Origin of the sequence: Rubritalea tangerina (assembly GCF_042683245.1) — a bacterium.
Classification (GTDB): Bacteria; Verrucomicrobiota; Verrucomicrobiia; order Verrucomicrobiales; family Akkermansiaceae; genus Rubritalea; species Rubritalea tangerina.
The window spans coordinates 1-16,423 of sequence record NZ_JBHUJB010000059.1; the positions used below are offsets into that span (position 1 = coordinate 1).

Here is a 16,423-nt window from a genome sequence, read left to right on the forward strand (position 1 = left end):
AAACCTTTAGAGAAATCCCGCATAGAGGGGCTACACGAAAAACCGCTTAAGTCCGTGCCATTCGGGACTGACCGTTACAGGTCTCACTTTGTGTTAGAAGGTGGCTCTGTGCATGTGGATGGTGAGGGGACGGTGATTACGACTGAGGAATGTCTGTTGAGTCCTGGGCGCAATCCGGGAGCGGACAAGCAGAAGATCGAGCAGGTGCTGAAAGATTATTTAAATGTTGAGAAGGTGGTGTGGATCAAGCGGGGCGTATACCGAGATGAGACGAGCGGGCACGTGGACAACTTGGTGCATTACTGTGCTCCGGGCGTCGTGGCTTTGACTTGGACCGATGACAAGGAGGATCCGCAGTATGAGATTTCAAAGGAGGCATACGATCTCCTGAGTAATGAGACAGATGCGAAGGGGCGCAAGCTCAAGGTGGTGAAGTTACATCAGCCAGGTCCGTTATATCATACAGCAGAGGAAGCTGAGGGGATTGATTTGGCGGAGAGTGGGATGGAGCGTTCAGAGGGGGACAGGCTTGCTGGATCGTATTGTAATTTCTACATTGGTAACACAAGGATTGTATATCCATTGTTAGATGAGAAACATGATGCAAGCATTGGTGAAATCCTGAAGGAGGTTTTCCCGGATAAGGAGATTGTCGGGGTAGAGGCGCGTGAGATTTTACTCGGAGGAGGAAACATTCACTGTATCACACAGCAGGTGCCAAAGTATCAATGAAAGATATGTTAGAGTCAGTGGCTCATGTAATTGACACGATTGCAGTGATCGTGTTGGTAGTGGGATTTTTCAGTGTGGTGGTGCACAATTTACCACGAGCGTTATTGGCGTATAAGAGGCATTCGCAGGAAATCTTATACGACATGTTTCGTCACTTACGCTTACAACTGGGTCAGGTGTTATTGTTAGCCTTAGAGATATTAATCGTATCTGACATTGTGTTTAGTGTGTTGCACCGCACGATTGAGGAGATAACGATATTGGGGCTCACAGTAGCGATACGGATTGCACTCTCGTACTTCTTAAACAAAGAGTTAGATCACCTGGAGCAAGGCAAGAGCAGTCAAGAGGAGTGAGGGAATGTCGGCAGAAGTAGAAAGTTGCAGCTTTGCAAGTGTGTGCGTTAGTGCCTTTTGCGGCGTAAGGTTAGAGTGGTGAGACCGAGGCCTAAGAGTGCTGAGCTGGATGGCTCAGGGATGGCAGTAAGGGTCACGAAGTCTACTGAGACGCCTGCGCCAGCTCCCCAGTCGTTGGTGTTGGTATTGGCTGCGAGGCGGAAGGCATCCATTTCGAGATCATTGATAGCGACATCATTGAATGCTGTTTCGGGGTTTCCACCGAGTGACCAATAAACATCTGCGAGGTCGGTATCGAGGTCGAAAAGGATACGGACGTTAAGGTTGCTCAGGGTATTACTTGGGACGCTACCAAGGTTAGCGATGTTGGTATTTGTGGTGCCAACACGAGTTTGGAGGAGGTAGTTATCGTTTTGTTTTTGGATTCGGGCGATGAAGATATCGGTGTTGGATCCGGTGTCGCGGATGCCGAATCCGACATTGGCGCCAGTTTGGTCACCTCCTTGGAAGTTGACGCTGGTGAAGTTGAATTCTAACTGGAAGATACCTGAACTCACATTTGTGTTAGTGAGGTTACTGGTACGGAAGATATTGTCACCAGCATCGGCTCCGACTGAGAAGACGAGGTCACCGGCCCCGTTAGCTAGGGCGTTTGCAGCGTTGTTAGCAAAACTAGCTGAGCCTGCTTCATTGGCAAGGGCACTCATTTGGGTGCCATTGGAGTCATTGAGTTGCCAGTCCTCGAGTACAGTCGCTGCTTGCAAGCTAGATGTGAGGGTACAGCAGAGAAGGATGAGTGGAGTGCGCATTGTGGGTGGTGGGTTTATTTTCTACGACGGAGGATGAGGGCGAGGCCACCGAGTCCGAGTAGGGAAGTGGTGGATGGCTCTGGGACGGCTGTGGTGGTGAGGGTAAGGTAGTCGATATTGATGTAGTCATTTGTTGACCAGGCAGAGGATCCCTCAACGTTAAGGAGGATTTCATCGATTTGGGTGACGCCAGCGCCATCTGAAATGACGGTGTTAAATCCTGTTCCACCAAGGTTGTAGGACGTGTAGAAAGTTCCTGTATCGAGGTTACCCTCAACCCTAACAACGAGGTCTGAAGCATTGAGTCCGATATTGGACTGGTCTGCGGTAGCAGTAGCACCTGCAGAACCAGAATGGCGGGCGCGCATGTTACCGTTGTTGGATGTGATGGCGGTGACGAGGTTAATTTCTCCGGTACCTTTGAGCTTGAGTGTGAAGCCCTGTTGGTTGCTCGCGGCGCTATTGGCCGAAGCTGTGGCTTGGAGGTCCCAGTCGTTCAAGCGGTATTCGAAGGTGTATTGGCCGCTTGTGAGGGCAGTAGCGAAAGTGAGCTTTCGGGTGTAGTCAGTGGTGACTGCGGAGCTTCCAGCATTGGTATTGAACCCAACAGAGAGTAAGCCATTGTGGGTGGCTGCTTGTCCGGGTTCCCCGCCGAGATTGAAGTTCCAAGCAGTACCTGCTGTACCAGCATTGGCTGTATTTTTAAGACCTGTGCCAGTGGAGTCGGCGAATTGAAAGTCCTCAAGCACTGATGTGGCAGCCTGTATGTGGAGAGCTGAGCTGAGTGTTAGGATGGGTAAGAGTGTTTTGAATGCCATAGTCATTAGGGGTGGTGATAGTGCTCGGAGGCGAAGATCACTCTATGGCAGGGGTGTGGGATTGGGAAGAAGCTGGAGGTGTTAAAAGAATCATTGATCTTGTGCAGAAGCGCCCACGCGCAAGTGTCACAAGCACAGTGGGAACTGTGAATGCATTCCTGTTAGAAAGCCAATGTTGCAGGTGGTAAGTGTGGGGGGCTTACCACGCTGGCAACGGGGCTTAGCTATGAATTTATACCAAATGGCACTTCAAGAGAGACAAATGGTGTTTTTGGGGCGAGGGATTAAGCTCCTACGAGCACTTTGTTAGATGCTGATGGAGATTTGTTTGTTGTTTTGGGTGTGGTGGGGAGTGGTTGGAGGTAGAAGTTTTCGGGGAGGGCATTGAGGCAGGGAGCGACGACATCTGGTCGGTAGGCGTAGTTAAGGATATCCTTTTCAGTGGTGTGGCCACTGAGGACGAGAGCGGAGCGGTAGCCCATTTCTACGGCACCGAGGACATCGGTGTACATGGTATCGCCGACCATGATGGTTTCATCGGTTCTGAGGCCAAGTTGTTTACGGGCCATACGCATCATGACGGGTGATGGTTTGCCGAGCGAGAATGCTTTTTTACCGGTGGCAGATTCGATCATGGCGACGATGGCGCCGCATCCGGGGCGGATTCCTTGGTCGGTGGGGCAGGTGGTGTCGAGGTTTGTGGCGATGAGTGAGGCTCCGTTGTGGACGAGGCGCACGGCTTTTTCGATATTTTCGAAATTCATGGTACGACCTTCACCGATGACGACGAAGTCAGCGTCATCGTCGACGACGGTGATACCATTTTGGTGGAGTGCTGAGCCTAGGCCATTTTCACCGATGACATAGGCAGTGGCGTTGGGCTTTTTCTCGGCGAGGAAGCGGGCGGTGGAAATGGCGCAGGTGAAGATATCCTCGGGTTGGGCGGGGACACCGAGTCGGTTGAGCTTAAGCGCCATATCGCGTCTAGTGCGTTGGCTATTATTGGTAAGGAAGAGGTAGGGGATATTGAGTTTCCGCAGCTTTTTGAGGAAGTCTGCGGAGCCGTCGATGAGTTCTTTGCCTTTATAGATGACTCCGTCCATATCGAGGAGGAATCCGACTTTTTGATAGTTGTTTGGTGATGATGCCATGGTTGCGCATAAGCATGCGACATGCCAAGTTTATGATATCATTGAAAATATGTTATTAATTTAGAGAGATGATATTCGATGAATCTGTGGGTGTGCTCTGTATGAATTGGGCTCATTGTTGGGGGAGGTTTTGAGGCGACTATGAATGGCATTCCTGCACGCGTGTGGTGGTATGCATGAGGAGGGATCCGTGGGTGATATCACATCGTACTTCAAAAGAGACAAATGAGAGCTCTGGGGGGCTTGGTGCATTGTGCTGAGCGAGCCTGAGAGCATTGAAAAAGAACAGGCGCGGCTTTGCGAGTGGGGGTAGAGCGGCGGGGTCTAGTGTTTTGTCAGTAACAGGCCTGAAGTCTTACAGACTTCTTGTCGTGTTTTTTTGCATGCCCCCCAGAGTTGGCTTTGCCACTTTGGGCTTGGAGCCGAAACCTCTCTGAGGTTCTAAAAGTGTCTGAGTTCTTAGTGCTTAATGAGCACTCCTCAAGGTTTTTATTGATCAGGAATCATTACCTTTCGTAATGCTATCCATTGACTAGCTGACACCAACTAGATTCCGTATTCGGCCCAGGAACTGGTGGTTTCCCAGACGCGGATGGTTTTGAGGCGGACTTCGGCGCGCACTGGGTATTCGGGGTCTGGGTTATCGATGTGGTGCTGGAGTTGTCCGGCGGTGTGATCGAAGATGGTTTTAGCCATGACTTCGGTGGTGGGGTCGAGGCCTTTGAAGCCGATGATGCGGTCACCGTAGGCTTCTTTGAAGAAGTCAAATTTGGGGTCCTCGGTGTTCATACAGAGTGCGTGGTCGTAGGTTTCGAGGAAGTCATCGACCATGCGTTTGACGAGTTTGAAGTCGAAGACCATTTCGTGGTCATCTAGGGAGTCGGCTTCGAAGATGAGTTCGACTTTTCGGGTATGGCCGTGTGGGAAGCGGCATTTGTCCGGGTGTTTGGAGAGCAGGTGGCCGTTTTCGACCTCGATCATTTTACAGATTCGGTATGGCATGGTGATGAGAAGTTAGGAAATGGGATGGGATCAGGCGTAGTGTTTTGCGATGATCTGTTTGAGGGTGGGGTGGACCATGGGGAGAGCAGCGACCATGATACGGTCGTTGAACATGTCGTAGTCTTGCCCTTGGGGGTTGCTGACTATACATCCATTTTCCTGCATGAAAAGCATTCCTGCTGCGATGTCATAGGGTTGGAGGTCACTTTCCCAGTAGCCTTGGTACCAACCGCAGCTGAGGTGAGATACGTCGAGTGCTGCGCTGCCGGTGCGGCGGATACCGCGGCCAGTGATGAGCACTTCGTCGGCACAGGCAAAGAAGTTTTCAGCGATGTCTTGTGAGCGATAGGGGAAGCCGGTCACAAAGAGGGCATCTTTAGCTGTTAGGGTTGCTGAGACCTTGGGGTATGGTTTGCCGTTATAATGGAGGCCATGGCCCTTGATGCAGGACCACGTTTCTTTCGTGACGGGTTTGTGGACGACTCCGAAGATGGGTTGGCCGTGGTGGACGAGGGCGACGGAGATGGAGAAGTGGTCGAGTCCGCTGAGGTAGTTGGTGGTGCCATCGAGTGGGTCTACGATCCAGACGAGGTCTTGGGAGCCACTTTTGCCGGATTCTTCGCCGAAGAAGCCAGCGCCATCGACGAGTGGGAGGAGTCCGTCGAGGAGTATTTTTTCGGTTTCGACATCGACGAAGGAGACCATCTCGCGTGCAGCCTTTTGGTCGTCGGCACCTGCGGGCATGGAACGGAAATGTTCGAGCTGGAAGGCGGCGGCCTTAGCGATTATTTCGAGGCAGCGGGGCAGGATAGCGACCAATGTGTCTTGCATGGTGGCAGCCTGTGCCTGAGCAGCGTGCCTGTGAAGTCCAAAATGACGCAAGCTCTGGCATTGCTGGGGGAGTGGATGCGAGAGCTTGCGTGGAAGTGGGATCACTTTTTCTTCATCAGCAGAGCTAGGATGAGCATGAGGAGGAGGATACCTCCGACTGTGAAGTAGAAGTCTTTCGGGTCCTTAGGGGCGAGTGGTGAGCCACTGGCTGTGTCTGGGGAGTTCTCTTGAGTGTTAGAGGTGGCGTCTTTGTTTGGGGGCTGGGTTGCGGCGAGCGCTGGCGTTTTATCTTGAGTGGCAGGTGGCACAAAGCTGGCGTAGAGTGGCTGGGTCCAGTCTTTTTGGCTGAGGTTATAGAAGCCGAGTTCGCCGATATTGGCAAATTTGTCGAAGCCGGCGAGGCTGGTGAGTTTGACGAATTTGCCTGTGGCGTTTCGGGCGAAGTGGCTTTCGACGGCTTGGTCGCCATTATAGTTCCAGTGTCCGTGGTGGACGTCCGTCCAATTTGTCATGTCATCGCTGACGCTGACTTTGAACTGGGTGATGCGGCCATTGCGGGCTCCGCTGGTGCGTGGGACTTGCCAGATGCCATTGAAGTTGATGGGGGAATCGAAGGCGAGGACGACGGTGTGTGGGTGGTCGGATCCGGCACCGTGCCAGTAGGAATCGAGGTTACCATCGGTAATTTCGGTGGGGTTGAGTGAGCCGTTGCCATAGACGCTACTGACGGTGACCTGTGGGACTTTTGGGAGTCCAGGGAGGCCTGGCATGACGAGGTGGCTGGCTGGAGAGGATTGGCCGCGGCTGTTGAATGCCTTGGCGATGACGAGACCACCTTCTGGGACATTCCAGAGCAGGGTTTCAATTTTCGGGCTCTTTTGGGTGGGGACTTGACCGTCAGTGGTGAAGTGGATGTTTCCGAATTCTCGATTGGGGGCTTTGGCTTCGATGCGGCCGGGTGCGATGAATGTCAGTTGGGGACGCATATCGAGCGGGGTGACATCGGCGAGCACGAGGCCTTGTTTGGCCTCTTGGAGTGCGCTGATTGTGAAGCGCAGGTAGGGATGCTTGCTGGTGCTGGAGAAGAGGAGCTCACCTGATTTATCGAGTTCACCATCGAAGAGTGGAGTCCAAGTGGTTTTGTCGTTACTGGCTTCGACCTTGATGGCTTTGACGCCATTTTTCCCGGCGATGGGGAGAAGGAATCCGCGCAAGGGGTCTGGGTTTTGCTTGCGTTGGATGGTAACGACCCAGGGGCCTTCGGTGGCACCTTCACCATTGTTACTGCGCCAGGTGGTGGTGGCATCGTAGTCAAAGGCGTAGCTGGCGCGTTGGATAGCGAGTTTAGGGTCAGGCCAGCCATTGGCTTCGATGACGGTGAAGGGTTCGGGTTGGCGTGAAGAAATACGGGTGGTATTGCCGACTCTCCCATCTTTAGCGATATAGCGTGCGGTGATGACGCTGCCTTCAGGGATGGTGTAGCTATTGTGCCAGATGGGGGACTTGGTAGTTGGGGCTGAGCCATCGAGGGTGAAGTGGGCCTGGACACTGTCGCTGATGAGCGGGCGGAGGGTGAGTTTACCACTTTCTGAGTAGGTGAATTGGGTCTCTGGCAGGGTGCCTTTAGGATTTTGTGGCAGCCAGCCCTTGTCGGTGGCACCCGTGATGTGGAGTCCTTTATGTTTGAAACTCATGAAGGTGGCCATCGGGTAGGAATAGATGGCATCGCCCTCCATGTAGGGGGCACCCATGTGTGGCATGGTGAAGCGCATGCCGTAGCCTGGCTCCCACTGTGCGGCTATGATAGGGGCCCACGCATCCATCATGTGATCGGCGTAGCCTTCACCGGTGAAAGCGAGCGCGATCATCCCCCAGATATTTCCGGGGGCACCGTAGGCGTGGCTGTTACGCATCCAGCCGTGGGTGGTGCGCATGAAGTCACGGTTCGCATTGTGCACATGCATTTTGTCATTGCGCAGCTGGGTGGCAATCATGGTGAGGCCGGTGCGGGACCAGAACTCGCCTTTATCTTTATAGGTGAGGTTGTAGCCCATGGAGCCGTGGCCATTTTTTTCAGCTGGGTTGGACCAACAGGATTCGACGTAGGGCCAGTAGTAGTCCCAGAGTCCATGATCGATGCCAGCGCGTTCGGCGAGGGCGTCAAAAACGAGCATGTGGATGAGGGGGGCCAGCAAAGATTTGTTTCCGTAGGGGAGTCCGCCGGGGCCATGGCCGAGGACAGGGGTTTCCCATTTTGAGACGTGGCTGCCTTGGTTGACTGGGTTGAGAGTACGATCCATCCATTGGATGGCGCGAAGGTCGCCGGTGGCGAGTGCGTATTCGGCTACTGCCATGCCGATGTAGGAAGCATCCCAGTACCCTTTGTGCGCCATGGTTTCTGGGGATTGGCTGAGTAACCAGTCGGCGGCTTTGTGGATGGCGGGTGCGAGCGTGACATCGCGTTTACCTAACAGCCCCATCATGGCGAAGCTGGTAGCGATGGACTGGCGGCTAGTGGTCCAGCTTCCATCATCGCGTTGTTCATCGAGGATTGTTTCGATGAGGTCGTCGTAGAAGCGTTCGGAAGCGGCACCAGCGAGTGGGAAGCCCTCGAAGCCGGCACCTGCTTTGGTGTTGAGTGTGATGCTGCGTTGTTTACCGGTTATGGCATCGGCGACATCGAGGGTGAAGGTATTTTTTCCAGCGAGGAAGGCATTAAAGACTTGGCGTGCGATGACGGGTTCATGGCCTTTTTCTAACCAGACATCCCCTGGGTCACAGGTATTGTCGGTGAAGGAATGGCCATTGATGGCGAGGATGACGTCACCTTTTTTGAGACCAGCATTGGCGGCTGGACCACCATCACGCACGGAGAAGACGGGGAGTGGGGCGTAGTTATGGATGGTGAGGCCGGTGAAGCCGAGTGCGCCGACTTGGAGTTTATCTGGTCCACGGCGTCCGTTAGATTTATTGACCATGTATTTTTCGGCGGTCTCTGGGACGAGGATGGTATGGACATTGCTGAAGACGAGTGGGCCGCCGGGGTTGGCCTTGAGGTGGAGGTCGAGTGGTTTGCCGTAGAGTTTGATGGCGAGTTCGTGGGGGAGGACGATCCAAGCGACTTCGGAGGCGGAATTTCCGGCTTGGGAAAATTTGCTTACGGCGAGGCGTTTCCCATTGGGGGTGACGAGAGCGAGGGCACCATTGGCGGGGAGGTCGGAGGGGAGTTCGACACCGACAAAGAGGGCGTAGCGTTCGTGTTTGTCTTTGGCTGGCTCGTGGTTGGGTGTGTAGAAGCCGGTTTTTTCTGGCAGAGTGAGGGTGGTTTTTGCGGTGCCATTGGGGGGGAGAGCGGTGGCGCTGATGGGGTCTTTGACCCAGGCTTTGGTATTGGACTTGGTGGTCCAATGTTCACGGGTGTATGCGGCACCGTGTTGGGTATTCGCAGGGACTTTGGCTTCTGCACCGGGGATCGTAAATCGTTCAGCTGGGGAGGACAGGGGCAGCAGAGATGCTCCTGCAGCCAATAGGCTAAGGATTGGTTTCTTCATCATCGTTGGGGTAGGTTGGAGTTAGCTTGCTCCCATTTGGGGAGATGCTCAAGGGGTGCAAGTGTGGGCATTGTACGCAAAAAGAGCACACTTACCTTTCAGCGATTATGCAGGTGGTGGGAGAGTGAGGGTGCGTCGTTGGCGGATTGCCATTGAGCGGCTGATGAGAATGCCGAGGAAGATGAGGACCTTGAGTGTGAGGAGGCCGAGGGTGAGTTGGTAGACTTCTGCGACATCGCTCAGAGCAAAGAGCAAGAGGAAGGCTGCATAGAGGAGGTCCCATGGAGTGTCACGGGTACGCACAAATCGAAGTAGGATAACGAGGCTAAAGGCGAGCCAAGCGGCTGCCTCGAGCCAATTGAATCCGACGTAGAGCCAATCGAAGAGGCTTTGGGGGTCGTTATTTTGTTTGGTGAGTGTGGTGTGCCACCAATGCATGTTTATCGACGGCGGCGCGCTATGAGGCCGAGGGCTCCGAGTGCGATCAGGGCTGAGGAGGAAGGTTCTGGGACGGGAGTAAAGACGGCGGTTTCTACATCAGCGAGAGAGTCTTGGGTGTGGTCGAAATCCCAGATACGCATTTCATCGAAGGCGCCATTGGAGCCGGCGGCAGCGAAGTAGCCAGCACCGAGTCGGATATCGTTGAGGAAACCGTCGGTGGCAGCCGAGTCTTGGAGGCTTTCGTTGAGGTAGTAATTGACGGTGCCATTGTAGTTAATGATCGAGAGGCGCACCCAAGTTCCAGCGGTGTAAGTGGATGTGGTATTGCCGAGGAAGCCAGAGCCATTGCTGAGGAGGAGGTAGTTGGTGCCAGAGCTGAGGTTATTGCCGCCGAGGCTAGTGCCTGAGAGGCCGGTATTGGTGGCCCAGAATCTGAGGCCAGTTTGGGTGCCGCCATTGCCATCAGTCGCGCCGAGAAAGGTGCCGCCGGTGGCATCTGGGCGGAGGTAGATATCCAGTGCCCAGTTAGAGGTATAACCGCTACCGCCATTTTGGGTTCCACCGAACCAGGTTCCACCAGTGCCGGCATTGCCTGAGACGAGGAGTGCCGCGGTGCTTCCTGGTGCTGCGAGGCCAGTGGTGATGACCGAGGTTTTGGTGGCTGAGGTGTTCCAGTTCGGGATGTTATTGCCGCCAATGGAGTCTACGAGTGGTGTGTAGGGTTGGGTGGCTGAGATACTGCCTGCTTCACCGAGTGCGTAGTCGGCACGTTGTACGATGGCGGCGGGTAGTGCTGCGCTGAGAGCACAGAGGCTGAGGAGAGTGAGGGAAGGGGTGTGCATGTTGTGGTGCGTTATTTTTTACGACGGAGGATGAGAGCTAAGCCTGCGAGACCGAGCAATGAGGTGGAGGAAGGCTCTGGGACGGCTGCTGCGATGATTTCGGATTGGCTGAGGGCGGTATCAAAGATTTTGACTTCATCGAGGCGGCCGAACATATTTTCGGAGCCGGTGGCTTTCCCGCCGACTTTGACCTCGAATCCGGTCTCTTCATTTTTGTATGCGACGGAGGCATTTTGGGACCCGAGGACATTGCCATTGAGGTAGAAGGTGATGGTGTCGTTATCGACGGTGACGGCGAGGTGGTTCCAAGTATTGGTGGTGAGGTTGGCACCGCCTTGGTTAAAATCTTGGGAGCCGAGGGTGGTGAAGCGGACTTGGTTACCATTGGTGCCGAAGCGCCAGCCGTCGCCGCCGCCACCTTGGTTGGAGGAGAAGATGGACTGGACGCCTGAGGTGGAGTCGAGGTTGACCCAAGCCATGACGGTCATGGTGCCGTCGATGCTATTACCGCCAGTGCCAGTGGAGAGGAGGTTTCCTACGGCAGTGGTGCCGGCGTTGTTGAGAGTGAAGTTGCCAAAGTTTGAGTTATCGACACCGAAATCGATTGAGGTGCCGAAGTTTGTGGCTTGAGCGGCGGTGACGGTGATGGAGCCGTAGGTGCCTGCGGTGACGGTGCTTTGGGAATAAACTTGGCCGCTGCCGTTGGAGGCTTTGTTACCGGTGTAATTATTGCCAGAGATGTCGGCGATGCCGCCACTGGTTTCATTTAGTTGGTAGTGGGCGACAAGGGCTGCCTGGGCGGCAAAACTGCTGAGGATGAGGAGACTGAGGGACTTAAGCATAAGATGGAATGGGTATGTACGAGAGACCTATCACAATGGTAGAGCGTGTGGCAAGCTTACTCTTTGACGGCGTATCCGTTGCGGTAGGGTTTATTGAGAAAGATGATTTCTTGTTTTTTGTGAAGGCGGTGGCGTTCTTGTTTAATTTTGAGGTCGCTACGTGAGTCTGGGAAGGTGAGTGAGAGGACGCCATTTTCGACTGACCAACGCGTTTGGGCGAAGTCGGCGGTGGTATTGCCATTGACACTATAGCTGGCGGTGCGGTTGGGGTGGAAGGTGCGGCGGTGGATGGTGTCATGGTGGCGGTATTCCCAGGTACCGACGAAGTCTTGTTCGTCAGCTTTGAGGGCGTGGAAGTCCTCGAAGAGGAGGACGCCTGAGGACTCGGGGGTGAAGTTTCCGAGGGTGGAGTTTGGGCGGTCGATGGCACTGAGTTTGACGCGGAGGGTCCAGGTGCCGCGTTGGTAGCGGTCTTCAGGGACGGAGAAGGTGAAGGTATTGTCTTTGGCCATGGGGGTGTCACCGGTGACACCTGTGTGTTGGTCAGTGGCGACGACTGTGCCATTGAGCAGGAGTTCGGCGCCGTGGATTCTGGTGGCGTCGCGGCCATGCATCCATTTGATGATAGCGAGGTAATCGCCGGACTTCCAGACGAGGTGGCTGACATCAAATTCTTGGGTGGTGGGTGTGGAGGTGGTGGTCCTTGGGAGTTGCCAGGGGAATTCGCGGCTGGGGAGGTAGCGGATGTATTCTTCTCGGCGGAATGGGACGGAAGCGAGTTCTTGGTTGCGGATGCCACCGTGGGTGATGGCGTGGTTTTTGATGAGTTTGACCGGGGTTTCCGTATTTTTCTGATAGACCTCTACGGCACCGCGGAAGACGCCAATTTCGACTGGTTGGGCATTTTGCGGGACGTGCATCGCGAACTCGGTACCGATATCGACGACTCTGCCGCTAGCGTAGTCGACGGTGAAGCCTTCGGCCCCTTTTGGGACATCTGCGACGAGGCGGCCGCTGGTGAGGTAGGCGTGGTTATCGCCGGTGACGCTGATCTTTGCGGGGCCTTCGATGAGGGTGCGCACGCCGCTGCTGAAGGTGAGTTCGATCAAGCCTGATTCGATGGTGACGGGTTGGCTTTGGGAGTTGAGTTGGAAGCTATTGGGGGCTGAGGTTTCCCAAGTGACGCCGATGAGGCTGGTGATGGTAGCGGAGTGCGCGATGGGAGCTGGGGCTTGCTCGATGACAATGGGGTCGGGTTTATTGGAATGGCCGATCTGGTGGCCAAGGGTAAAGACGAAGACGACGGCCGCAGCGATGGCGAGTGGCTTTAGCCAATGGTTAGGCTTTTTGATTCGGACGGCGGGAGCTTGGTCAAATGCGACGGGTAAGCTCGCCTCGATACCTGCCATTTCGATGTAGTAGTGGAGGTTGTCGTGATGTTCGAGGAGTTCCTCGAGGCGCGCCATTTCGGTGCGGCTGAGGGAATTGGCGAGGCATTGATCGACCAGCTTGATGAGTTCGGGAGATGGCTTCACGGGTACTTAAGATTTGGAGAGTTGTTGTTGGATGCATTGGCGCAGTGCGAGACGGGCGCGTGAGGCAATCTGGTGGATGGAGTTGACTGGTTTGCCGAGGTGTTTGGCGAAGTCGGTGAAGGAGGCGCCTTTGACATACTTTTGGTAGAGTATGTTTTGGTCATCTGGCTTGAGTTTTTGGAGGCAATGGCGGAGGGCTGCCACGCGGTCGGTGGCTGGGGTGAAGTGGTTTTCGGCCTCGATAGAAATTCTTTGGATGGTGGACTCTGAGAAGGTGACGTGGCCGCGGCGGATTGCGTCCCGACGTTGTGCCATGGATTTGAAGTAGGCGACTTTGAATGCCCAGGCTTTGAACGAGGTGCCTGGGGTGAAATCGTTTTGGCGTTCCCAGAGGAAGAGGTTGGTTTCTTGGATGATGTCGTCGATGTCTTCGGCCGAGCCAGCGATGGAGATCACGTAGCCACGCAGATCCACCTGGATGGCATCGATCTCCTGGAGGAGGTCGTTAGCCTGAGGTGGGGCATCTGAGTGTGGTTCAGTGGGCATGGGAGAATGGGTGGTTCTTGGAACATACCAGAGGATCTCACATGCTGACAAAAAAATTACACTGATATACCATCTCTCGACTCGGAAGAGACGAATGGGGTGTGGTTAAGTCTTGTGAATTTTGCGCTACGCGATTTTAGAGTAGATCGGATTATCTTACAGAATGTCATCGTTGTCATTCAGTTGTCCCGCGCGTGCGGGAGGCCTTCACTCCGCCTTGATATTCTGCAAGCTCATTCCGACCATTCATCCATTCCGTTTTGCTCAACGGTATTAGGCGAAGGCTGACGAAGTGGGGGTAAAAAAAACCAGGCTGAGCGGGTGGGTACGCTGAGCCTGGAGTGGATTGCTAAGCTTTGAGGGCTTGGCTTTTGGGGGGGTGACTAATGGTGGCTGGCTTCTCCAGCGCCTGAGGGGATATGGATATTTTCTACCATTTCTTGGACTTCTGCGGGGGGGGGTGGAGTGACTGCAGTGACGATGAAGGTGACGGCGAAGTTGATAAGCATGCCGAGGCAACCGATTCCTTCGGGGGTGATGCCGAAGAAGTATTGGTCTGGTGTGCCGCCCCAGAACTGGAAGTAGAGGATGTAGGCGAGGGTGAAGCTGATGCCGCTGATCATGCCAGCGATGGCGCCCTGCTTATTGACTCTTTTGGAGAAGATTCCCATGAGGAGGGTGGGGAAGAAGGAGGAGGCTGCGAGGCCGAAGGCGAAGGCAACGGTCTTAGCGATGAAGGCTGATGGGGGGTTGATACCAAAGAAGGCAGCGACGGCGAGGGAGCCGAAGGAGGCGAGGCGCGCGTACATGACTTCTTCTTTGTCGCTAAGGTCGGGCTTGACGATTTTTTTCATCAAGTCGTGAGAGATCGAAGTAGAGAGCACGAGCAAGAGGCCGGCTGCTGTGGAGAGTGCCGCAGCGATACAGCCTGCCATGAGCAGGGCGATGACCCACATTGGGAGGCCCGCCATTGAGGGGTTGGCCATGACCATGATGTCGGTACCGAACCAGAGTTCATTCGGGTTCGACATGTCGGCTTTATTGGCGAGGAGGCGTTCGCCGTGGCTGCCAATTTTTTGGTTATCGGGAGCGGATTCTTCGGGGTATGTGGGTTTCTTTCCTTGGAAGACGCTATTGCTGTTATTGTCTGATTTTGCGGGGCCGAAGTATTGGATTTTGCCATCGCCATTTTTATCGACCCAAGCCATTTGGCCGGTGCGTTCGAAATCTTGGAGCCAGGATGGGGCTTCGGTGTAGGTTGTGTTGTGGAGTTTTTCGATGAGGTTGACACGGGAGAAGGCACCGATGGTGGGGGCAGTGAGGTAGATGACGGCAATGAAGAGAAGGGTCCAGCAGGCGGATTTGCGGACGGCTTTGACATTTTTCACCGTGAAGAAGCGCACGATCACGTGGGGGAGGCCTGCGGTGCCACACATGAGAGCTGCGGTGATGCAGAACATGTTGAGAGTGGATAGCTTGCCCTCGGTGTATTCTCTAAAGCCCAGTTCGGTATTGATGTTATTGAGTTTATCGAGGAAGGGGACGGGGGAGCCAGCGCCTGCGGTGTAGTCGCCGATGAGGCCGAGCTGTGGGATGACATTGCCGGTGAGGGCCATGGCGATGAAGATGGCTGGGAGGGTGTAGGCGAATGCCATGACGCTGTACTGCGCCACTTGGGTGTAGGTGATTCCTTTCATGCCTCCGAGACCGGCGTAGAAGAAAACGATGCCAGCACCGACGATGACACCTGCTGAGATGCTGATGCCGAAGAGCTGGGAGAAGACCACACCGACTCCACGCATTTGCCCCATGATGTAGGTCATGCAGATGAAGATGGCGCAGACGATGGCGACGGCTCGGGCGAGGCGCGAGTAGTAGCGGTCGCCAATGAAGTCAGGCACAGTGGCTTTACCGAATTTTCGCAGATAGGGGACCATCAGCACGGTCAGCAAGACAAAGCCGCCGGTCCAGCCCATGAGAAAGCGCGAGCCGTCATAGCCATTGATGGCAACTGCCCCGGCCATGGAGATAAAGGTGGCTGCAGACATCCAGTCTGCGGCAGTGGCCATGCCATTGGCGAGTGGAGAGACGCCTCCACCTGCGGTGTAGTATTCCTTGGTGGAGGAGGCGCGTGAGCGGATAGCGATGACAATGTAGATGGCAAAGCTGATTCCGATGAAAATAAAGTTGAGTAGGTCTTGGGACACGATTGTTTAGAAGGTAAAAATGAAAATTAATGCGAGCAAGAATAGCTGTTAGTCTTCTTCTGAGTAGCCGTGTTTGGAATCGAGCTTATTCATGACCCAGGCGTAGATGACGAGGATGAGGATGAAGCAGATGATGGAGCCTTGCTGGGCCATCCAGAAACCGAATGGTGCATTGCCGATGGATGGGAAGTTGGCGTCTAACCAATCACGGAATAATACGCCACAGCCGAGGCTGACGGTGAACCAAAGTGCTAACAATGCCAATACGAGCTGGAGGCATGCCTTGCGGTGCCTACGCGGGTGGTCGATCTTCATGAGGATTTTCTGGGTGTGATGTGCATGTTGGAGGCTCCATGAGAGAGAGCCCCAATTGTTATGATGCCACGCAGGCTAGGAGTTAGAGGGGGCGATGGCAAGGCACGAATTCTGGCCGATTGGATCAACCGGTAGGGAACGGACAGAATGCGTGAGGAGTTAGATTTTTTTAACCTAACAAAGATAACAGATATTTTGTGTTAATGATTTGTTAGACCGTATCATTCGCTATCGAATCCAGATGGAATTTTGGGTGTGGGGTATTGCTTCTTACACTCTGGGGACCAAATTTTTTATGAAATCGTTTTTGCCAAGTATTGCTGTATCTGAGCAGTCACGGAAGTTCCGTGGTGTGAGCTGTTGGTTTGTGTTTTCCGCGTTTGCACTCGGGGCTTCCTCTGTTTTTGGGCAGGCTGAGGAGCCTGGGTTTGATCAGGTACCAGAT

The 16,423-nt window shown here is 54.3% G+C and carries 15 protein-coding genes; 2 read left to right on the forward strand and 13 right to left on the reverse strand.

What is annotated here, in order from left to right; genetic code table 11:
• Together ACFSW8_RS13430 and ACFSW8_RS13435 are read left to right on the forward strand one after the other, a co-directional pair.
• On the forward strand, nucleotides 1–732 hold a 732-nt coding region (locus tag ACFSW8_RS13430; protein ID WP_377178493.1), incomplete at its 5' end, for an agmatine deiminase family protein.
• The gene (locus ACFSW8_RS13435; RefSeq protein ID WP_377087796.1) at nucleotides 729–1,088 is read left to right on the forward strand and encodes a DUF1622 domain-containing protein; all 360 of its coding nucleotides are present in this window, start codon (nucleotides 729–731) and stop codon (nucleotides 1,086–1,088) included. The genes ACFSW8_RS13430 and ACFSW8_RS13435, both read left to right, overlap by 4 nt.
• Nucleotides 1,089–1,135: 47 nt before the next feature.
• On the opposite strand, the gene ACFSW8_RS13440 is transcribed toward ACFSW8_RS13435, so the two are convergent.
• The 13 genes from ACFSW8_RS13440 to ACFSW8_RS13500 all read right to left on the reverse strand — a co-directional run bounded on the left by ACFSW8_RS13440 (nucleotide 1,136) and on the right by ACFSW8_RS13500 (nucleotide 15,978).
• The gene (locus tag ACFSW8_RS13440; RefSeq protein WP_377087795.1) at nucleotides 1,136–1,897 is read right to left on the reverse strand and encodes a PEP-CTERM sorting domain-containing protein; all 762 of its coding nucleotides are present in this window, start codon (nucleotides 1,895–1,897) and stop codon (nucleotides 1,136–1,138) included.
• A gap of 14 nt (nucleotides 1,898–1,911) precedes the next feature.
• The gene (locus ACFSW8_RS13445; protein WP_377087793.1) at nucleotides 1,912–2,715 is read right to left on the reverse strand and encodes a PEP-CTERM sorting domain-containing protein; all 804 of its coding nucleotides are present in this window, start codon (nucleotides 2,713–2,715) and stop codon (nucleotides 1,912–1,914) included.
• Between the two features lie 284 nt (nucleotides 2,716–2,999).
• On the reverse strand, nucleotides 3,000–3,866 hold the full coding sequence (locus tag ACFSW8_RS13450) for an HAD-IIA family hydrolase (protein WP_377087787.1): 867 nt from the start codon (nucleotides 3,864–3,866) through the stop codon (nucleotides 3,000–3,002).
• Between the two features lie 546 nt (nucleotides 3,867–4,412).
• Nucleotides 4,413–4,868 carry a 6-pyruvoyl trahydropterin synthase family protein gene (locus tag ACFSW8_RS13455; protein ID WP_377087782.1) on the reverse strand — a complete coding sequence of 152 codons (456 nt, stop codon included), beginning with the start codon at nucleotides 4,866–4,868 and terminating at the stop codon, nucleotides 4,413–4,415.
• A gap of 30 nt (nucleotides 4,869–4,898) precedes the next feature.
• Nucleotides 4,899–5,699 carry an inositol monophosphatase family protein gene (locus tag ACFSW8_RS13460; protein WP_377178495.1) on the reverse strand — a complete coding sequence of 267 codons (801 nt, stop codon included), beginning with the start codon at nucleotides 5,697–5,699 and terminating at the stop codon, nucleotides 4,899–4,901.
• A gap of 101 nt (nucleotides 5,700–5,800) precedes the next feature.
• Nucleotides 5,801–9,253, reverse strand: coding sequence for a discoidin domain-containing protein (locus ACFSW8_RS13465; RefSeq protein ID WP_377087777.1), 3,453 nt, complete (start codon nucleotides 9,251–9,253; stop codon nucleotides 5,801–5,803).
• A gap of 102 nt (nucleotides 9,254–9,355) precedes the next feature.
• Complete coding sequence (locus ACFSW8_RS13470) at nucleotides 9,356–9,688, reverse strand: hypothetical protein (protein ID WP_377087775.1); 333 nt, start codon at nucleotides 9,686–9,688, stop codon at nucleotides 9,356–9,358.
• A gap of 2 nt (nucleotides 9,689–9,690) precedes the next feature.
• Entirely contained in the window at nucleotides 9,691–10,533 is an 843-nt protein-coding gene (locus tag ACFSW8_RS13475; RefSeq protein ID WP_377087773.1) for a PEP-CTERM sorting domain-containing protein, read from the reverse strand.
• Nucleotides 10,534–10,544: 11 nt separating this feature from the next.
• The gene (locus ACFSW8_RS13480) at nucleotides 10,545–11,375 is read right to left on the reverse strand and encodes a LamG domain-containing protein (RefSeq protein ID WP_377087771.1); all 831 of its coding nucleotides are present in this window, start codon (nucleotides 11,373–11,375) and stop codon (nucleotides 10,545–10,547) included.
• A 56-nt stretch (nucleotides 11,376–11,431) separates the two neighbouring features.
• Nucleotides 11,432–12,910 carry a FecR domain-containing protein gene (locus ACFSW8_RS13485; protein ID WP_377087769.1) on the reverse strand — a complete coding sequence of 493 codons (1,479 nt, stop codon included), beginning with the start codon at nucleotides 12,908–12,910 and terminating at the stop codon, nucleotides 11,432–11,434.
• A gap of 6 nt (nucleotides 12,911–12,916) precedes the next feature.
• Nucleotides 12,917–13,456 (reverse strand): sigma-70 family RNA polymerase sigma factor, encoded by a 540-nt coding sequence (locus ACFSW8_RS13490; protein ID WP_377178497.1) that lies wholly within the window; start codon nucleotides 13,454–13,456, stop codon nucleotides 12,917–12,919.
• A 383-nt stretch (nucleotides 13,457–13,839) separates the two neighbouring features.
• Entirely contained in the window at nucleotides 13,840–15,663 is a 1,824-nt protein-coding gene (locus ACFSW8_RS13495; protein WP_377087766.1) for a sodium:solute symporter family protein, read from the reverse strand.
• A gap of 48 nt (nucleotides 15,664–15,711) precedes the next feature.
• Nucleotides 15,712–15,978, reverse strand: a complete 267-nt coding sequence (locus ACFSW8_RS13500) for a DUF4212 domain-containing protein (RefSeq protein WP_377087764.1) — start codon at nucleotides 15,976–15,978, stop codon at nucleotides 15,712–15,714.
• Between the last annotated feature and the right edge of the window lie 445 nt (nucleotides 15,979–16,423).

Coding starts and splice junctions, on each gene's coding strand:
- ACFSW8_RS13480 (WP_377087771.1), bottom strand. CDS start 11,375: ATGCTTAAGTCCCTCAGTCTCCTCATCCTCAGCAGTTTTGCCGCCCAG.
- ACFSW8_RS13445 (WP_377087793.1), bottom strand. CDS start 2,715: ATGGCATTCAAAACACTCTTACCCATCCTAACACTCAGCTCAGCTCTC.
- ACFSW8_RS13500 (WP_377087764.1), bottom strand. CDS start 15,978: ATGAAGATCGACCACCCGCGTAGGCACCGCAAGGCATGCCTCCAGCTC.
- ACFSW8_RS13490 (WP_377178497.1), bottom strand. CDS start 13,456: ATGCCCACTGAACCACACTCAGATGCCCCACCTCAGGCTAACGACCTC.
- ACFSW8_RS13475 (WP_377087773.1), bottom strand. CDS start 10,533: ATGCACACCCCTTCCCTCACTCTCCTCAGCCTCTGTGCTCTCAGCGCA.
- ACFSW8_RS13465 (WP_377087777.1), bottom strand. CDS start 9,253: ATGATGAAGAAACCAATCCTTAGCCTATTGGCTGCAGGAGCATCTCTG.
- ACFSW8_RS13460 (WP_377178495.1), bottom strand. CDS start 5,699: ATGCAAGACACATTGGTCGCTATCCTGCCCCGCTGCCTCGAAATAATC.
- ACFSW8_RS13450 (WP_377087787.1), bottom strand. CDS start 3,866: ATGGCATCATCACCAAACAACTATCAAAAAGTCGGATTCCTCCTCGAT.
- ACFSW8_RS13470 (WP_377087775.1), bottom strand. CDS start 9,688: ATGCATTGGTGGCACACCACACTCACCAAACAAAATAACGACCCCCAA.
- ACFSW8_RS13435 (WP_377087796.1), top strand. CDS start 729: ATGAAAGATATGTTAGAGTCAGTGGCTCATGTAATTGACACGATTGCA.
- ACFSW8_RS13455 (WP_377087782.1), bottom strand. CDS start 4,868: ATGCCATACCGAATCTGTAAAATGATCGAGGTCGAAAACGGCCACCTG.
- ACFSW8_RS13440 (WP_377087795.1), bottom strand. CDS start 1,897: ATGCGCACTCCACTCATCCTTCTCTGCTGTACCCTCACATCTAGCTTG.